The sequence below is a fragment of the Prauserella shujinwangii genome (genome assembly GCF_003001955.1).
Taxonomy (GTDB): Bacteria; Actinomycetota; Actinomycetes; order Mycobacteriales; family Pseudonocardiaceae; genus Qaidamihabitans; species Qaidamihabitans shujinwangii.
In genome coordinates this window covers 32411-48487 of the sequence record NZ_PVNH01000010.1, presented here as the reverse complement: position 1 = coordinate 48487, position 16077 = coordinate 32411, and the positions used below count along the sequence as shown (strand labels likewise).

At 68.7% G+C, this 16077-nt stretch carries 14 protein-coding genes, 1 tRNA gene and 1 pseudogene; 9 read left to right on the top strand and 7 right to left on the bottom strand.

What is annotated here, in order from left to right; all coding sequences use genetic code 11:
- Positions 1–27 precede the first annotated feature (27 nt).
- A tRNA-Leu gene (locus B0I33_RS22800) sits at positions 28–111 on the top strand.
- 220 nt (positions 112–331) lie between these two features.
- Here B0I33_RS22800 and B0I33_RS30545 read toward each other — a convergent pair.
- The 3 genes from B0I33_RS30545 to B0I33_RS22790 all read right to left on the bottom strand — a co-directional run bounded on the left by B0I33_RS30545 (position 332) and on the right by B0I33_RS22790 (position 2208).
- The gene (locus B0I33_RS30545; protein WP_245900986.1) at positions 332–445 is read right to left on the bottom strand and encodes an Atu4866 domain-containing protein; all 114 of its coding nucleotides are present in this window, start codon (positions 443–445) and stop codon (positions 332–334) included.
- A 378-nt stretch (positions 446–823) separates the two neighbouring features.
- Complete coding sequence (locus B0I33_RS30540) at positions 824–985, bottom strand: hypothetical protein (RefSeq protein WP_245900954.1); 162 nt, start codon at positions 983–985, stop codon at positions 824–826.
- A gap of 203 nt (positions 986–1188) precedes the next feature.
- Positions 1189–2208: an alcohol dehydrogenase catalytic domain-containing protein gene (locus B0I33_RS22790; RefSeq protein WP_219927245.1), complete on the bottom strand. Its 1020-nt coding sequence runs from the start codon at positions 2206–2208 to the stop codon at positions 1189–1191.
- 514 nt (positions 2209–2722) lie between these two features.
- Here B0I33_RS22790 and B0I33_RS30060 point away from each other — a divergent pair.
- The gene (locus B0I33_RS30060) at positions 2723–3181 is read left to right on the top strand and encodes a hypothetical protein (RefSeq protein ID WP_181193421.1); all 459 of its coding nucleotides are present in this window, start codon (positions 2723–2725) and stop codon (positions 3179–3181) included.
- Positions 3182–3388: 207 nt separating this feature from the next.
- On the opposite strand, the gene B0I33_RS22780 is transcribed toward B0I33_RS30060, so the two are convergent.
- The gene (locus tag B0I33_RS22780) at positions 3389–4357 is read right to left on the bottom strand and encodes an alpha/beta hydrolase family protein (protein WP_106180907.1); all 969 of its coding nucleotides are present in this window, start codon (positions 4355–4357) and stop codon (positions 3389–3391) included.
- 199 nt (positions 4358–4556) lie between these two features.
- Between B0I33_RS22780 and B0I33_RS22775 the strand changes: the two genes are divergently transcribed.
- Positions 4557–5165, top strand: a complete 609-nt coding sequence (locus tag B0I33_RS22775; RefSeq protein WP_181193420.1) for a TetR/AcrR family transcriptional regulator — start codon at positions 4557–4559, stop codon at positions 5163–5165.
- Between the two features lie 208 nt (positions 5166–5373).
- Here B0I33_RS22775 and B0I33_RS22770 read toward each other — a convergent pair whose 3' ends face one another.
- Together B0I33_RS22770 and B0I33_RS22765 are read right to left on the bottom strand one after the other, a co-directional pair.
- Positions 5374–5574, bottom strand: a complete 201-nt coding sequence (locus B0I33_RS22770) for a hypothetical protein (protein WP_106180905.1) — start codon at positions 5572–5574, stop codon at positions 5374–5376.
- Between the two features lie 212 nt (positions 5575–5786).
- Positions 5787–8555 carry an ATP-binding protein gene (locus tag B0I33_RS22765; protein WP_106180904.1) on the bottom strand — a complete coding sequence of 923 codons (2769 nt, stop codon included), beginning with the start codon at positions 8553–8555 and terminating at the stop codon, positions 5787–5789.
- An 82-nt stretch (positions 8556–8637) separates the two neighbouring features.
- Here B0I33_RS22765 and B0I33_RS30535 point away from each other — a divergent pair.
- The 5 genes and pseudogenes from B0I33_RS30535 to B0I33_RS29760 form a co-directional block, all read left to right on the top strand.
- Positions 8638–8736: pseudogene (locus B0I33_RS30535) on the top strand (twin-arginine translocation signal domain-containing protein); the annotation flags it as partial.
- A 30-nt stretch (positions 8737–8766) separates the two neighbouring features.
- Positions 8767–9495 (top strand): amidohydrolase family protein, encoded by a 729-nt coding sequence (locus tag B0I33_RS30530; RefSeq protein ID WP_245901002.1) that lies wholly within the window; start codon positions 8767–8769, stop codon positions 9493–9495.
- A 379-nt stretch (positions 9496–9874) separates the two neighbouring features.
- Positions 9875–10555 (top strand): VOC family protein, encoded by a 681-nt coding sequence (locus tag B0I33_RS30235; RefSeq protein WP_219927244.1) that lies wholly within the window; start codon positions 9875–9877, stop codon positions 10553–10555.
- A 1021-nt stretch (positions 10556–11576) separates the two neighbouring features.
- Positions 11577–12329 (top strand): hypothetical protein, encoded by a 753-nt coding sequence (locus B0I33_RS22750; RefSeq protein WP_146147549.1) that lies wholly within the window; start codon positions 11577–11579, stop codon positions 12327–12329.
- A gap of 211 nt (positions 12330–12540) precedes the next feature.
- Positions 12541–13608, top strand: a complete 1068-nt coding sequence (locus tag B0I33_RS29760; RefSeq protein WP_146147548.1) for a terpene synthase family protein — start codon at positions 12541–12543, stop codon at positions 13606–13608.
- Positions 13609–13681: 73 nt separating this feature from the next.
- Here B0I33_RS29760 and B0I33_RS22745 read toward each other — a convergent pair whose 3' ends face one another.
- Positions 13682–14245 (bottom strand): LppA family lipoprotein, encoded by a 564-nt coding sequence (locus B0I33_RS22745; RefSeq protein WP_106181141.1) that lies wholly within the window; start codon positions 14243–14245, stop codon positions 13682–13684.
- Positions 14246–15003: 758 nt separating this feature from the next.
- Here B0I33_RS22745 and B0I33_RS22740 point away from each other — a divergent pair.
- The gene (locus tag B0I33_RS22740) at positions 15004–16071 is read left to right on the top strand and encodes a LacI family DNA-binding transcriptional regulator (protein WP_245900952.1); all 1068 of its coding nucleotides are present in this window, start codon (positions 15004–15006) and stop codon (positions 16069–16071) included.
- Positions 16072–16077: the final 6 nt, after the last annotated feature.

Here is a 16077-nt window from a genome sequence, read left to right as displayed (position 1 = left end):
GCATGGGCTACTCTGTTCAGCAAGCAAGTCCGAGTGGCGGAATGGCAGACGCGCTAGCTTGAGGTGCTAGTGCCCGTAAAGGGCGTGGGGGTTCAAGTCCCCCCTCGGACACCGGTCTCGGTGGTGTTACACCAAATTCGCGAAATCTCATGCGCCGTGTGAGTCGGCGGTGACGACAAGAACCGTCATCGTCGATCAGCTGGTCGTCGAAGGCGCTTAGCGCTGCCCGGGACAGTGCGGAGTGCCGCAGAACGCTGCTCGAGGGCCGGTCTTGTTACCGGCCCCTACGGCCAGCGTGGTGCAGTTCGTCGCCCTTGAACTCTCCGTAGGCTCAGAAGCCGAGGTCGTCCAGGTAGTCGATGCGGTCGCCGTCGATCCAGAACCGGCCCTGACAGGCATGTGGGCGACCGCCCGGCGTCCCGTCGTAGCGTTCCGGTTGATCCAGACGTCGACCCGTGGGTTGCCGGTCAGGTGCGGTGCGGCCGGGATGCCCGCCCCGGCGGGCGGTGGCCCCGGCCGGGGCGTCGGTGCCGGCCCACAGGACCGGCCTGCCGGCCGCGACCAGTGCGCGGACCTGGCTCCGGCCGGGACATGAGGGTGGCTACCGCGCTCGGCACATCGGCGGCGAGTTCGTCGGGCACCACCACGAAGTCGGTGGTGTTCCCCGGGGCCGGCGTCGCGACGTGTCCCGACCGGTGGCCGCGTCCGCCGGCCAGCGCGACGGTGTCCACGACGGCGGGGACGATAGTCATGCCCGTGCAGTCGACGACGATGGCGTTGTCGTCCTCCGCAGCGGTGACGATGGCGGGACCGACCCCCACGATCAGGAACCGACGAACAGGATGTCGGCGCCGGTCACGGTTCCGGTCAGCGGGTCCATCGTCGTGATCCGGGCGTTGGTGAACAGGGCGGGACGGCCACCGTCGTTCGCGCCGATCTCGTCGAGGGCCTTCGAGTTCCAACTCACGGTGTCGGTGATGGTCATGGTGCTCCTCGGGGGAGTTCGGCTCATCATCTCTTCGGAAGCGCAGTGGGCACGCCGTGCGGCAGGTCCTTGTCCGTATCTCGGGGCTTGCCAGCTGCGTTGAGGACCGCGGTCCGTCGCGAGCTGGGCCGGGCGATGACTCGGCACGAGACGCCCGGACCCTGGGCTCGACAACCGCACTTCAGCGCGTGTTCAGCACCTGCTCAGTAGGTGATGACGGCCTTGAAGCGGACGTCGCCGGCGGCGGCCTTGGCGCGGGCCTCCTCGGCGCGCTCCTTCGGGAACGTCTCGATCATGGTCGAGACCTTGCCACGGGCGGCGAGGTCGAGGGCCTCGACCAGGTGCTCGATGGTGTTGTGCGCCGAGCCGATCACCTGGTAGCTATTCGAGGTCAGCGCGAGCGCCGGCAGGTTCAGCTCGTCCGTCCCGATCCCCATCAGGACCACCTTGCCCCACGGCCGCAGGCCCCCCATCGCGTCCGCGACAGCCCCGTGCGAGCTGTTGGTGTGCAGCAGCACGTCCGCTCCGCCGGCCGCCTTCAGCGCGGCACCGTCGGCCACGACCTCGTCCGCCCCCAGCTGCCGCGCCAGGTCATGCTTGTCCGCACTGTGGGTCAACGCGATGACGTGGAAGCCCGCCGCCTTCGCGTACTGGATCGCCAGGTGCCCCAGCCCACCGATCCCCGACACCGCCACCCGCGCGCCGGGCTTGGGCTCGGCCCGGCGCAGGCCGGCCCACACCGTGTAGCCGGCGCAGATGATCGGCGCGGCCTGCTCGTAGGACAAACCGTCGGGGATCAGCACCGTCCCACCGGCGTCGACGGCGACGTACTCGGCGTGCCCGCCGTCGACGGTCACCCCGGTCAGGGTCGGGCTGGCGCAGTTGGCCGCCGTGACAAAGCTGTTCGGGTGCTCCTCATGGCAGAAGTCGCACCTCCCGCACATCTTCGCCGACATGAACACCCCGACCCGGTCACCGACCTTGCGCTTCGTGACCCCCTCACCGACGGCGACGACCTCACCGGCGGCCTCGTGCCCGAGGACGAGGGGAAAGTCCCGGAACGCGAGCACGCCGTCCGTGATCCACAGGTCGGTACCGCAGATCCCGCACGCCCGGATCCGCACCAGGACGTCGTCCGGCCCCACCTCCGGCATGTCCCGGTCCTGCAGTTCCCACTGGCCCTTCACCTCTGAGACGACGATGGCCTTCATCTGTCCGGTCATTTTTCGAACTCCTTGTCGGTCTGTGTGGAGACTTGAAATCGGGCACGACGCAGGGTGCTTTCGGTGGAGATCACGCTCGCACTGGCGGCGCCACGTTCGCGTCGGTGGAAGTCGCCTATGCCGTCGCCGCCCGTCACCTACGTCCGCACCCGACGAGCGGAACCCGCAGCGGATCGCTCCGTGCCGCTGAGCAGGGAGGATCTGCCGCGCGAGGAGGTGCTCCGAGCGGTGCGAAGGCCCCGACCCGGTGCTCGTGCCGGCCGCGTTCGTAACCGCGGCAATCGCCCAGTTTGGTCGTGGGTCGAGGGCTCGGTGCACTCGGACGGAGCGGATCTGGCTGACGGTGGTTGGCGCCCACCGGCCAGCCACGCGATGCTCCTCGGCCGAGGCGCCGAGTGCGAGCCGGTCGAGCAGGTGCTCGGCCAGGCGCGGAACGGGCGCAGCGCCGCCGCACACGTGATCCGCGGCGAAGCCGGCATCGGCAAGACCGCTGCTGCGGCACGCCCGCAACGCCGTGACCGTATCGGACAGTCCGAAGTCGGCGTTCTCCGCCAACGACACCAGGGAGCCCATCATCCACTTCGGACATCGAAGGGAAGCGGTGCCGATACTCCTCGACACCCGCCTCGGCGCCGGCCACGTCACCCATCGTGTCGGCGACGACCGCGCCCACCCGCTCGGCCAACCTCGCTTGGACCCGCCGCAGGCACGCCACGATCTGGGCGGCGACCTGGTCCGGCTTCATCCGGCCGGCTCCTCACCGAGCCACGGATCGGTCGGAATTCCGGACGATGCCACGGTGAGCACGATGGCTCCGCCGGCGGCGGACTCGGTCACCGAGACGTCGTCGATCGCACCCTGTTGCCCACCCGAGGCCACAGGGGTCGCAGAGCGGTCGGGGACCTACCGGTATTCGACCAACCCGCGGGTCGATGTCGACGCCGATGCCATGACCGAGGGTTCGTGGCGGTGACACTCGGGCGGTACCGCGCGGGCCCGGTGGGAACTACACCGCTGCGGCGGGTCTGTCGGATGCCTGGTCCTTACCGGCTCGAGTGAGGAGGATCCACGCGCCGTTCGCGCCCAACACCAGGGCGAATGTCGTCCACGTGACGCTTCAGCGAAGGCACGACGACGCGAGTGCGGCGGCGACCACACCGGCGCCGCCGCACTCGACCGGCTACTTGGTTTCGACCGTCGCCAGGGGCTTCTCGCGAGCATGCAGCGCTTTCACAGCGGTGTCCCAGGACTTGTCGCCGGAAAACAGCTGGGAACGGAGGTACGCCCACACCAGTGCGCGCAGCGCGGCCACCCGTTCGGGGTTCTCGTCCGAGGTTTCCACGGCGTCGTACCCGGAGATCCCGCCGAAGAGGTGCTGTGCGCCGTGGAAGGTCAGGAGCGTCTTGTTCCCACCCGGGCTGTACGTGTAGGCGTCCCACCGGTAGCTGAGTCGGTCGGAGAAGTTCGGGTTCAGGTCCTCGTCGCCGGCGATGACGAGTGCGGTGCCCTGCATCTGCCCGAAGTCGATGTACTTCATCATCGGGTAGTTCTCGGCTGCCCACGTGGCGAGGTGTTCGTCACCGATGCCCGGAGCCCCGATCACGACACCGGCCTTGATCCGGGAGTCGGAGAGGTCCTTCTCCCGCGGGTCGTTCGGGTCGAGCACCTGCATGCCCAGCAGGAGCGAGACCGTGCCGCCACCTAGCGAGTGCCCGGCTGCGGCCACCTTCTCGGTGTCGACACGGCCCGCCAGTCCCGGCACCGGGGCGAGGACCTCGTCCAGGTGATCGAGGATGAAGTGCATGTCGAGGGCGCGGTCACGCCAGAAGATCGGCGCGTCGGGCAAATCCTGTTCGCGCAGTCCGAGCACCGTGGAGTCCAAGTGCGTCGGCTGGACGACGACAAACCCATGAGCAGTCCAGAAGTCGGCGAGCGGACCGTAGCCGCGCAACGATGAGAGGAAGTTCGTCCTGCCGTGCCCGTGCGAGAGCAGGATCACCGGCAGGTCGGTCCCGGTGACGGGCGCCGAGACCTTGATTTCCAGTGGTACGGGCCTACCCGGCACATCGAGGACGATGGGGCTGTAGCTGACGACGGGGGTCGGGTCGCTGACCGGGAGGCCGGCGGCGTCCGCGTATGAGGTGCTCACCTTGTTCCTTCCATGCCGTCCGTCCGCGAAGCCCTTCCCTCGAAGGGCCCGGCGAGACGATCGGATTTTTGACTATGACTGCAATCTTGCCACAGATAGCAAACTTACACAAGGAAGCAACTATGCTATCGTCTGCATGTACGCTGCGTGCAAGTGCTCGCACAGGCAGCGAGCGATCGACCAAGGATGCTGGAGGACGATGGTGACGAACGACGGTCCGGGGCTTCGGGAACGGTCCAAGGCACGGCGGCGCCGGCGCATCCTGCACACGGCCTTGCGCCTGTTCGCCGAGCGCGGGTACGAGCGGACGACGATCGCCGACATCGCCGAAGCAGCGGAAGTGTCGCCTCGGACCGTGACGGGATACTTCCCGTCGAAGCTCGACTTCATCACCGAATGGCCGGCATCTCGCGAGCAGCGGATCATCGAGCTGTACCGGGAGAACCCCGACGTGGAGTTCATCGACCTGGTGGACATGTGGTGGCACGACCTGCGAGACCATGTCGACCACGACGAAGCCGCGCTCACTCGCGCCATGGCCCTGGCCAACCCCGGCGTGGTCGCCATGGCGGAGGTCGAGGTCGCACGGCGAACCGCCGGAACCAGCATCACCCTCGACGATCCTGATCGTGACGACCTGTTCCAAGCCGCCGGCCGGGCAGCCATCAAGGGCATCAACCAGATTTTCCTCCGCGGCGTCGCCGAGAACCGCATGACCGACGAACTTCACCAGACCCTGCTGCACATGATCCGCACCATCGCCGACCACACCAACATCGGCCACGGCTCGTTCCAGCTCGATCGATAGCCAGTGCCGACGCCGGGCGATGGGGTTGAGGAGAAGGAGCAGGCGCTGTCTCGTCATCACCCGCTGGCCTCCCCCACGTTCCGGGCTGTGGTCAGGGCCGGATGTTCTCCAGGTCCGGTCGCCTCACTCCGCGACCAGGGCCGACGCGCATACGACAGGCGACAGATCGATCGGCGCCGTATACCACCCCAGGTCCCGGCGCCGCCGCTCACCGCGGCGTCGTCCAGACCGTCCACCACCCGACCGTCGGCGAGGTGACGATCGACTGCGACACCGTGACCGTTCCCGACGCGGGCTGAGGAGCGGCGGCGCACAGCACCTTGTCCTGCGTGAACGGCAGCTCGCGCAGCCGGCGGCCCGTCGCGTGGAAGATCGCGTTGCCGTTGACGGCGACGAGGTAGGTGGACACGGGTTGACGACGCGGCCCGAGGTGGGACCGTGCTCGGTCCCTTCATCACGGCGTAGCCGCTCCCCCAGGCCGGACCGGCCACCACCTGCCCGCGCAGCGTCCTCGGGGGACAGCGCGCCCGCGCCACAACGTCACCCCCCCGACATCGTCAGCTGGCGCGCACTGGCACCGACCACCCGGCTCAGCGAGATCGGTGACCGCCGAGGGGGCGGTCACGGGAGCGGCATATTCCTGAGCTGCCGGCGGGAGGTGATGTCGAGCTTGCGGAAGATGCTGCGCAGGTGGGCGTCGATCGTGCGCGGGCTCAGGAACAGCTGGGCGCCCACCTCCTTGGACGTGGCGCCGGTGGCGACCAGCCGCGCGATGTGCAGCTCCTGTGCGGTGAGCTGGTCCACCGGCTGGGCGGTCCGCCTGCGCGGATTCTCACCGGTGGCGCGTAGTTCCCTGGCGGCCCGCGTCGCGTACGCCGTCGCGCCCATGGCGGTCAGCATGTCATGGGCGATCCGCAGCTGGTCACGTGCGACGTGGCGCCGGCCCTCGCGGCGTAGCCATTCGCCGTAGACCAGGTGCGCGCGGGCCAGGTGGGTCGCCATCCGGCAGCCGCCGAGTCGATCGACCGCCTCGCGGTAGAGCGCTTCGGCTGCCGGACCGGTGCTGGTCAGCGCCCGCGAGCGGGCCTCGAGCCCGAGTGCCCACGGGGTGCCGCTCGCGTGAGCCCGCGCACTGAGCAGCCCGAGCGCGTCGGCCGCCCGCGCCGGTCGGGCGCCGCGGACCGCCGCCTCGATCAGCTCGGGCAGGGCGAGGCTGGTGTGCACGAGCTCGTCGAACTCGCAGGCCCGCTCCGCGGCGGCGAGCGCGGCGTCGTAGTTGCCCAGACCGTTGTGGAGCACCGACAGCGCGTACTCGGCCTGGGCGAGCGACGCGCCCTCGCCTCGGTCGGTCGCGTCCTCGGTGAGGGCCGTATACAGCTCGGCGGCCTCGTCCTGCTGGCCGCTCCAGGCGGCGAGCATGATCCGCGCCCGGTTGAGCGGCGGGTCCCCCGTGGCGTGTCTGAGGGCGGCCACCTGGGCGATGAGCTCGGCGCCTCGGACGAGCTCGCCGGTGTGGATCAGCACGGTCGCGAGGAACTCGAGCGAGTACGGGAGCGTGCCGAGCGCACCGGCACCTCGAGCGATTCGGACGTTACGGTCGGCCAGCACGGAGAGCGTCTCGTCGTCCCACACCGCCACCGCGATGCGGGCGGCCAGCCAGAGCCAGCGGCGGTCGACGTCCCCCACGGACATCTCGTGACCGCGCAGCGACTCCAGCACCCGCCGCAGGACGGGAACGGCAGTTTCCCAACTGTGCGTGAACGTGGTCACGAGACCGTCGAACAACTCCTCGACCGGTCCTCGCGCCCCGGACGCTCGAGCAGTCACGTTGGCGGCGACCACCTCCAGCACCCGCTGCTCGGGGCAGAAAGGCCCGGCGAGGATCGCCGCCTCGATCGCCTGCAGGTACGTCTCGCGGGCCAAGTCGGGAGCCAACGGATCCAGTACCTTCGCCGCGTCCAACAGCATCCCGGCCGCCTCGCTCCCCCGTGTTCTGGTGAACGAGATCTGCGCCCGCAACAGTTGGGCCCGAGCGCGCCGCAGCTCGTCGAGCGGACCGTCGGTGGCGGCGGTCAACAACTCCAGTGCCGCGCGCGAGGCCCCGGCCTCGTGCTTGGCATACGCGGCGGCCAGCGCCCGGCGCGCTCTGGCCGCGGGGTCGGGAGTCAGGGTGGTCGCCCGTTCCAGGAACGCGGCAGCGGCGGCCAACCCGCCCCGCGCCCGCGCCCGGCCGGCCGAAAGCTCCAGCTCGGCGGCTACCTCCTCGTCACTCCCGAGCACCGCGTGGGCTCGGTGCCAGGCACGCCGGTCGGGATCCGATCTCACGTCGGTGACCTCGGCGAGCGCGGCATGCACGCGTCGCCGGATGGACGGCGAGGCGGCACGGTAGATCGCCGAACGCACCAACGGGTGGCGAAACCGCACGGTCATCGGGCCGACATCGAGCAACCCCGCCTGCTCGGCGGGCGCGGCCGCTTCGGCGCCGATTCCCAGCTCGGCGGCCGCGGACCAGAGCAAGGCCGCGTCACCGACCGGCTCGGCCGCCGCGACCAGCAGCAGCAACCGCGTCCCGGCGGGGAGGTCGGCGGACCGCCGCTGGAAGCTCTCCTCGATCCGGTGCGGCACGCTCAGCGCGTCCGGCAGACCGAACCCGCCCGCGAGTTTCTCCGGTTCCAGGAGTCGGGGCAGCTCCAGCAGTGCCAGTGGGTTTCCCCGCGCCTCGGCGACAATCTGGTCGCGCACCCGCTCGTCGAGCGTGAGCGGGACCTGCGAGGCGAGCAACGCCAGCGCGTCGGCCGTGTCCAATCCCGCCAGGCGCAGCTCGGGCAGCCCGTCTAGGGCGGTCACCCGGTCCGGGTCACGCACCGCGAACACCAGCGCCACGCGTTCGGCCGCCACCCGTCGTGCCACGAAAGCGAGGGTCTGCGCGGAGGCCTCGTCCAGCCACTGCGCGTCGTCGAGCAGGCACAGCAGCGGCCGTTCCTCGGCGACCTCGGCCATCAGGGTGAGCACGGCCAACCCGACGAGGAACCGGTTCGGCTGCTCACCGGACCGCAGCCCGAGCGCCACCCCCAGCGCGACCTGCTGCGGTTCGGGTAGCGCGTCGAGGCGGTCGAGCATCGGCGCACACAGCTGGTGGAGGCCGGCGAACGCGAACTCCACTTCCGACTCGATGCCGGTCGCGTGTTCCACCCGGAAACCGGTCGCCGCCGCTCGCGCATGTCCGAGCAGCGCGGTCTTGCCGATGCCGGCCTCGCCGCGCAAGACCAGCGCGCCGCTGTTGCCGGTCCGCGCGCGGGCGAGCAACCGTTCCACGGCCTCGCACTCGGTCCGCCGGCCCAGCATGGGCGCGCCGTGCTCCCCGGCGTCGCCGACCCTACGCGTGAACATAGGTGATTTCCGCCGACGCGAACGTGCTGCGGGCGCTGCGATCGTCGCGCTCTGACGAAGCCGCACACAGCGAAGAGGACCCATGCACGAGGGGAGCGACGACAGGACCCCCGAGAACCCGGTTCCACGGTCGGGGCGACGGGACTTCCTGAAGGCCTCGACGGCGGTGGCCGTCACGGTCGCGGGGACCGGTCTGCTCGGAGCACCCCCGGTGGCGGCCCACGGTCGTGACGCCAGACCGAAGGATACCGGACGTCCGGGACGCCGGTACGTGATCCGGGGTGGCGCGGTGATGTCGACGAACCCGAACGTAGGGAACTTCGAGGTCGCCGACGTGTTGGTCGAGGGCAAGAAGTTCGTCGCGGTGCGGCCCGACATCCACGCTCCCGGCGCCGCGGTGATCGACGCGCGGGGCCGGATCATGATGCCCGGCTTCGTCGGCACCCCTCACCACCTGTTCGAAACGGCGCAGCGGGCGTTCCTGGCGAACGGTCTGCTGGTGGACGCCGGCAGGCGGGCGGCGTTCGGTTACTTCGAGGGCGACGATCGCACCGAGGCCCGGTATCCGCAGGACGCCTACCGCATCCGGAAGCTGTGTCTCTCCTCCGCCGACCAGCTGGCGAACATGGTGATGGGCGGGGAGATCTCGCTCAGCTCCGACGTTGAGACCACCATCGCCGCCGACCCGTTCACCCAGACGCGGTCCGCGATGACCAGGCAGCGAATGGTCGTCAACCAGATGGTCTTGGAACAAGGCGACTTCACTCCTTCGTGCCACTGGCCCACGCCGGCCGAGGGACACCACCGCTGCTCACCTTCCGTGACGTCGTGCGGCACGCGACCAGCAACGGCGCCAAGTACCTGCGGCCCGACGGCAAGACCGGCCCTCTCACCGCCGGCAAGGAGGCCGACATCGTTATGCCGAACACCACCATGCTGAACGTTGCGCCACTCAACACCTTTTCCGGTGCTGTGGTGTCCCTTATGGACCGGACCAACGCCAGCAGCCCCAGCCGTTCGGGGAAGTCCCGGTGCAGCGTGGCCATGCCGACTCCCGCGCGCCGGGAGATCTCGGGCATCGAGATGTCCGGCTCGGAGCCCTCGAGCGCGGCCCGGGCGACCGCGAGGAGCTTCTCGCGGTCGCGCTCGGCGTCGACACGCTTGGGCGGCGCCGGGGGCTCGTGAAGCATCGGATCTCCAGCGTGAGGTCATCGGCACGATACTCAGACAGCCTATCCGTTTCGCGGTCACAGCTGTCCGACCATGGCTGGGAACGGGGCGGGGTGGCGCCGGCCGTTCGAGCCGGGACGAGCGCCCAGGTGAGGATCGCGGAGCCGAGGAAGATCGCCGAGGCCACGGCGAACGCGGTGCGTAGCCATGAACCCCGGCCTCCTCGGCCGGCAGGCCGCTGCGTGTGGCGGCCATGCGATCGTGAACAGGACGGCGAGTCCGACGGAGCCGCCGATCTGCTGGACGGTGTCCACCGCCGCCGAGGTGATGCCGGCCTCGGCGGAACCCCTCGGGTGGCGGTGTTGATGGCCGAACCCCGACAGGAGATCATCATGCCCCACACCGAGCAGCGCGGTGCACTCCAGCGAATGGACAACATCGCCCTCGTCGTCGACGACCTCGCGACAGCCCGGGCGTACTTCACCGAACTCGGGATGGAACTGGAAGGAGAGGCGACACTGGAGGGAAGCCGTCCCCAGACGTATCGAGCTGACCACGTACCACACGCTGGCGAACTCCTCCAGCGCCAGCAGCCGAACTTCCTGTGCCGCGCCTCGTCCCTGGCCGCCCGGCCGGTGATCTGGACGATCAGCGGATCCGACGATCTGCATGCCCACGAAGGCCAGGTCCCCCGTGTTCTCCGTTTGACGTCCTTCAGCAACGTGCCCAGAGTCGGGTCGATCGCCCGCTTGTCGCCGATCTTCTCTCCGACGTGCCGGACGGATCGACCGGAAAGCGCCAACCGGATCCAGGACCTTGCGAGGTCTTAACAAAGTCGTTCGCCGTGTCGGCGTCAGATGAGGCAGGTGGCCAGGCCGAGAGGGCGCTGCGGCAACAGCGGCTCGGTACGCCCCACGACCCATCGGAACAATCCACGGCACCGACCGCGCACAGAGCAAAACCATGAAGGTCGTCCACGACGGACCAGCAAACCCCCAAGGTCATTAAGTTAGGACCTCCTACTGCTCGAAACCGAACGTGGTGGCTACCGACACGCGCGCCTCCCCCTCCGCCACGGCGAACCAGGCTGCGGCGATTACGTGGGATGCCCGATCGCTTTCAGCGTGGAGGTGATGCGACTGCGGCCCTCTCCGGAACGGTACACGCTTAAGGGTCCGGTATCCGGCCGTCCGCATAGCGTCCCAATGCCACGAGATCGTTCGTCTCGCTCCTCAACACGTCCAGCTTTCGCAAGCTCGCATGGCGGCCCCCTCTCCGGCAAGGAGTCCCAGTTCTCTTCACGCTTGTGCAGTGATGGATGGCGAAGGAAAGGCCGGAGGAGTTGCATTGAGTAGTCCCGAGCTCTGGTTGGGGGCCACTCATTTACTGGTTGATTCGCGGCAACATCATCCAGCTCCTCGACGTCCGAACCGCCGCTCCTTGAGGAGTGCGATGCAGCAGGTACGACATCCGTCGCAACCGGGTGCCCCAACTGGCCTGAACGGAGCTCCCACTTGGCAACCAGATGACTGGCACATGGCGGAAAGGGCGGCTGTTACGGTTCTGGACGATCGGCTCAAGCGAGCATCGCACATGCGCAAGGGGATCCCGGGAGTGAAAGCTGCCTTCCTGCGCAGACCAAGAAAAAGCGACGCAGCGTGATGATTCCGCCCGGCTGCCTAAGTCGGTTGCCGGTACCGTCAGCCAGCTGTTCCTGGAATCCTGAACTGGGTGTCTACTACATCGACGAAGCACAGCGATCTGTATTTCCGTATCTGTGTTCGCGAGCCGTACTTCGCACTGCGGAACCTTCGGGAAATGGCCCCTGGGGAAACCACTGCCATGGTCCCGGTGGAGCTGCCCGCCACTGACGAACTGGGGCCGATCACCATTGCCGAGGCCGCTCGGCACACCGCCATCCTCGGCTCGTGCGCCGCCGCGTCGGTGGCCCCGGACGACCGTCGCCGCTACTATCTCGCCACCCACTGCGACATCACCTGGCTGGCCACCACTCCGCCAGCCGATGACGATGGTTTCATCGGCTACGCCACCGGGGGATTCCGCGACCCTCGCAAGGCCTACGCCCGCACGACCCTCACCACTACCACAGGCCGTCCCGTCGCTCGCGTCGACGTGGACTACGCCGCGTTCACCGAAGAGGCGTTCAGCAAGGTCTTCGCGCATCTGCACCGACCTGACCTCACCCCGGACCCGCAGGCGAACAATCCCTACACCACTGGCTTGCCCCTCCATCGACTGAAGCGCGACGGCGACACCATGTGCGCTGAAGTGCGGGCAGCGCCCGGCGACTGTACGGGTCACTTCGACAACTATCCGGCGCTGCCGGTGGCGGTCCTCGGCGAGAGCATGACCCGCCTGACCTCCCACCTGCTCGACAACGAGAATCGCACGCAGAGCCTGCGCTGGCTCCCACGCGGCCTCACCTTTGATGCGCGCCGGCTGGTCCCGGCCGGCGAGACCGTGCGGCTGCGAGCGAGGTCCCTCGGGCCATCACCCGTCGAACACGGCTTCCACGTCTCGGCCGGATCCGCCGACGACACCGTGGCGGAAATGACCATGTGGCTCAGCCCCACCTCCCACTAGTCCGTCCGGCGGAACCGCCACGCCGGCAGTAGAAGACCCACCGTGCCTACGTTGCCCGGGGTGATCACACCACCGACGAGGTGCCCGGTTGGCAACAAGATCGTGGATGACCGGCCGAGGCGGCGTGCCTCCGAGCAGCACCGGCGTTCACGACTCACCTCAACGTCAGGCAGGTAGGGCCTTCTTCAGGACAGTAGGAGGACCGGCTTCCATGAACCACCACCCACTTTCGCGAACTCCCAAGGTCGATCGGCCGTGGCCAGAGGCCGCGGGAGGAGTTCCGCCGCTGGCTTGTCCGTTCCCTCTCGAAGTCGACGAAGCAGCGGCGGCCGAGACGGACGAGAAAATCACCAAGTGGATCGACGGGGTCGGAATTCTGCAAGGCCAACGGAACGAGTTGAACGGCTTCAGACTCGGCACCTTCGCCGCGCTCGTACACCCGAGGTCCGCGAGCCGTGACCACCTGTTCTTTGCCGCTCAGAACATCGCCACCCTCTTCGCCATCGACGATCACTTCTGCGACGAAGAAGTCGAAGGAGCGGTTCCGGAGTTGACCGCAGCCAGGCTGGCCGGCGTGCTACCTGCCTTGGAGAACCCGCGGACCCTGTCCCGATCTCTGCTTGTCCAGGAGGCTCCTCAGACAGATCCCGTGACGTCAGGTATTCGTGAGACGGTTGCGCACGCAGCCCGTCTGGGGTCGACCGCTCAAGTCGGACGACTGAGGCGTGAATACCTCGCCATGTGCCTCGCCATGGCCGGAGAGAGCGCCTTCCGACTGGCTGGGCGTACCCCTACTACCAGTGACTATGTGATTCAACGTCCGTACAACGGGGCCATGGCCTGCCTGGCGGTCGCCGATATCGTTGGTGGCTACGAGGTCAGCGCCAACGAGTACGATACCCCTCAGGTCCGCGCTCTCACTCTTGCCGCGTCCAGTCTGATCCTGCATGCCAACGATCTCTACTCCGCGGCCAAGGAATCGGTGACGCATGGGGTGGGGACCAATCTCCCAGAGCTCCTCGCTGCTGATCGTGGTGGAACACTCCAGCAAGGCATGCTGGAAGTCGCTCGTCTCCACAACAGGCAGATGGACAATTACCTAGTCCTGGAAGCGGAGGTCGCCAAGAACGCCTCACCCGGGCTGACCAGATACCTGCTCGACCTGCGCAGCTGGATTCGCGGTAGCCTGGAATGGCATGCGCTCACTGGCCGCTACCATCAGCGCGCAGGGCGTCCAACACCTGACAGTTACGGTGTTCGAAGTCCCACAGTGACATGATCAGCCGCCTTCGCCTGCGCCGAAACGGTTCGTCGAAACCCGGATCAGCGCACATATTCAACGACGGCAGCAGTCAGTAGAGGGGCTCTTCGGGCTCCGGTGTGCCTCGCTGGTGAGCTTCACGGGTGAGGTGGCAGCCGGTGCTCAGGCCGACGATGGTGTTCTCGGCGGTGCCGATGATCAGTTCGGCATCGTAGGTGTCGTAGATGGCGACCTCGTGGTCGCCTGGCCGGTCGACCACCGTCCTCGGCTCGCCGAACCCGTTCTCGCTGGTGATCTCGGTGACGATCTCGACGGCGCGCGGCCAGTCGGCGTCCGGGATGGTGCCGGGTGACCGGGCTGAGGGATAGAAGCGCACTTGGGCTTCCTTCACCTCGGACATCTCGCCGGGGCACGCCGCGCCGCTGAACGGTTCCCTGTCCGGGACGAACGGTTTGATGCCGAGTTGGTCGACGAGGCGGGCGCGGATCCGGTCGAGCAGCGCGAGATAGTCGGCTTGGACCGCTTCGATGTGGGGCCGCCGCATGAGCTTGCCGAACATCTCGTTCACGTCGTCCGCCGAAGAACCGCTGTCACATCCGCCAGCGAGAAGCGCCGTCATGGCGGTCAGCGCGGTGAGCAGGTGGGGTTTGGTCATCATTACGTCCCCGGAATGGGCCACGATCCGGCATCGCCGATTCCTCGGTCGGCACCGGAAAGCACACGCTCGGATATTCCGCCGGTGATCACGACCATGTCCTTGTGACTCGTGCGATCGTCCAAATAGAACTCATATGTTCGTCGTCAATGCCGACATCGGTGGCGCGGCACAGGATCCGTTCCACCCGGTCGGTGGCGCGACCGTGCTCCTGTCTGGCCGACGTCGGCGCACATCGGCCGTGACCAGCCATCAAACCGCCCCTTCTCCCCCAGCCTGCGACACCCGGCCGGCTACGTCGCGACCCACCGCACCCGCGCCGCACGAGCCGGGCATCGCCTCCCCCGCACCCTCGAACGACGCGACCAGCCGCACGTCGGATGCCTGCTCGCTCGCCGACCGCGCCGTTCCGGCCGACGCGCAGCCCCGGGACGTGCGCCCGATACCCGCTCACCACCACACCCCTCCGCTAGGTCACCTCAGCACGCATCATCGCAGACCAGCGCGGTGCGAGCGCCTTTCACCACGACTCGCGACCGAGGCCGAGCGCGGGCCGCGCGACGCGGGGCCGGGACGGCCCACGCCGGCTCCTCCTTGGCAGCCAGGCCGTGAGCCGCCGGATATTAGTCAGGTATTAGCCCCCGGCGTCCCTTGACGGTTCACCCGATACGGCGACAAACTGCTGGCTAATCCGCATTAGACAGTCACCAACGGCTCGCAACGGCGAACTAATGCGTATTAGTTCGGAGGAGGACACCGTGGCCGAGAAGCAGTCCGCGAAGTCCCGGCGTGGGCGACCGCGGCAGGCGGAGGTCGCGCGGCTGGCCGGGGTCTCGCAGACGACGGTGTCGCTCGTGCTCGGTGGCAACAAGCAGGGCGTCGCGCTGCATCCCGACACGTGCGCCCGGGTGCTGGCGGCGGCCAGGGAACTGGGTTACGTGCCCGATCCGGCCGCCCGCAGGCTGGCCGCCGCCCGCAACAACCTGCTGGGCGTGTTCAGTTTCACCGCGACCTTCCCGACCGCGGTGGAGCACTCCTACTACCCATTCCTCGTCGGCGTCGAGCAGGAGGCCGCACGCCACGGATACGACCTGGTGTTGTTCACCGGCTCCAGCTCCGGCGGTGCCCAGGCCGCCTCGCCCGGTGCGCTGGAGCGGGTGCGGCTCGCCGACGGCTGCCTGTTCCTCGGCCGCCACATCCCCGCCGGCGAGCTGCGCCGGCTCGTCGAGCACGGCTACCCGGCCGTGCACATCGGCCGCCGCGACGAGCTCGATAACCTGGCCTGGGTCGGTGCCGACTACGTCGAGGCCAGTGCCGAAGTGGTGCGGCACCTCGCGGCGCTCGGCCACCGCCGGATGATCCTGGTCCGCGAGGACGACGACGCCCCCGCGTCCACCGACCGCGAGCGCGGCTTCCGCGAGGCCCTGGCCGACGCGGGGCTCGCCGACGCGGCCGCCGTGGTCCGCGCCGCGGACCCGGCCGCGGAGATCACAGCGGACTGGCTGCGTGGCCGGTGCGCCGAGGGCGTCACCGCTTTCGTCGCCGAGGAGACCGACACCGGAGCCGCCTGGCGGGCGCTGCTGGCAGCCGTCGAGGGCGCGGGCCTGCACGCCCCCTCCGACGTCTCCCTCGCCCTGCTCGGCTCCCCGCCTGCCGACCTCGCCGACCGGCCCCGGCCCACCGGCTTCGACATCCCCAGAACCGAGCTGGGCGCCGCCGCCGTGCGCGCGCTGACCGCCCTGCTCACCACCGGCGAAACCGAGTCGCCTCTGGTGTCCTGCGCCTTCCGGCCCGGGAGCACGGCGGGCGCGGCCCCCACCCGCTGACCCGAC

Bases quoted from the DNA above. Each gene is read 5' to 3' on its own strand.
- B0I33_RS30540 (WP_245900954.1), bottom strand. From the start codon at position 985: ATGACCATCACCGACACCGTGAGTTGGAACTCGAAGGCCCTCGACGAG.
- B0I33_RS22790 (WP_219927245.1), bottom strand. From the start codon at position 2,208: ATGACCGGACAGATGAAGGCCATCGTCGTCTCAGAGGTGAAGGGCCAG.
- B0I33_RS22775 (WP_181193420.1), top strand. From the start codon at position 4,557: ATGGTGACGAACGACGGTCCGGGGCTTCGGGAACGGTCCAAGGCACGG.
- B0I33_RS22765 (WP_106180904.1), bottom strand. From the start codon at position 8,555: ATGTTCACGCGTAGGGTCGGCGACGCCGGGGAGCACGGCGCGCCCATG.
- B0I33_RS29760 (WP_146147548.1), top strand. From the start codon at position 12,541: ATGAACCACCACCCACTTTCGCGAACTCCCAAGGTCGATCGGCCGTGG.
- B0I33_RS22745 (WP_106181141.1), bottom strand. From the start codon at position 14,245: ATGACCAAACCCCACCTGCTCACCGCGCTGACCGCCATGACGGCGCTT.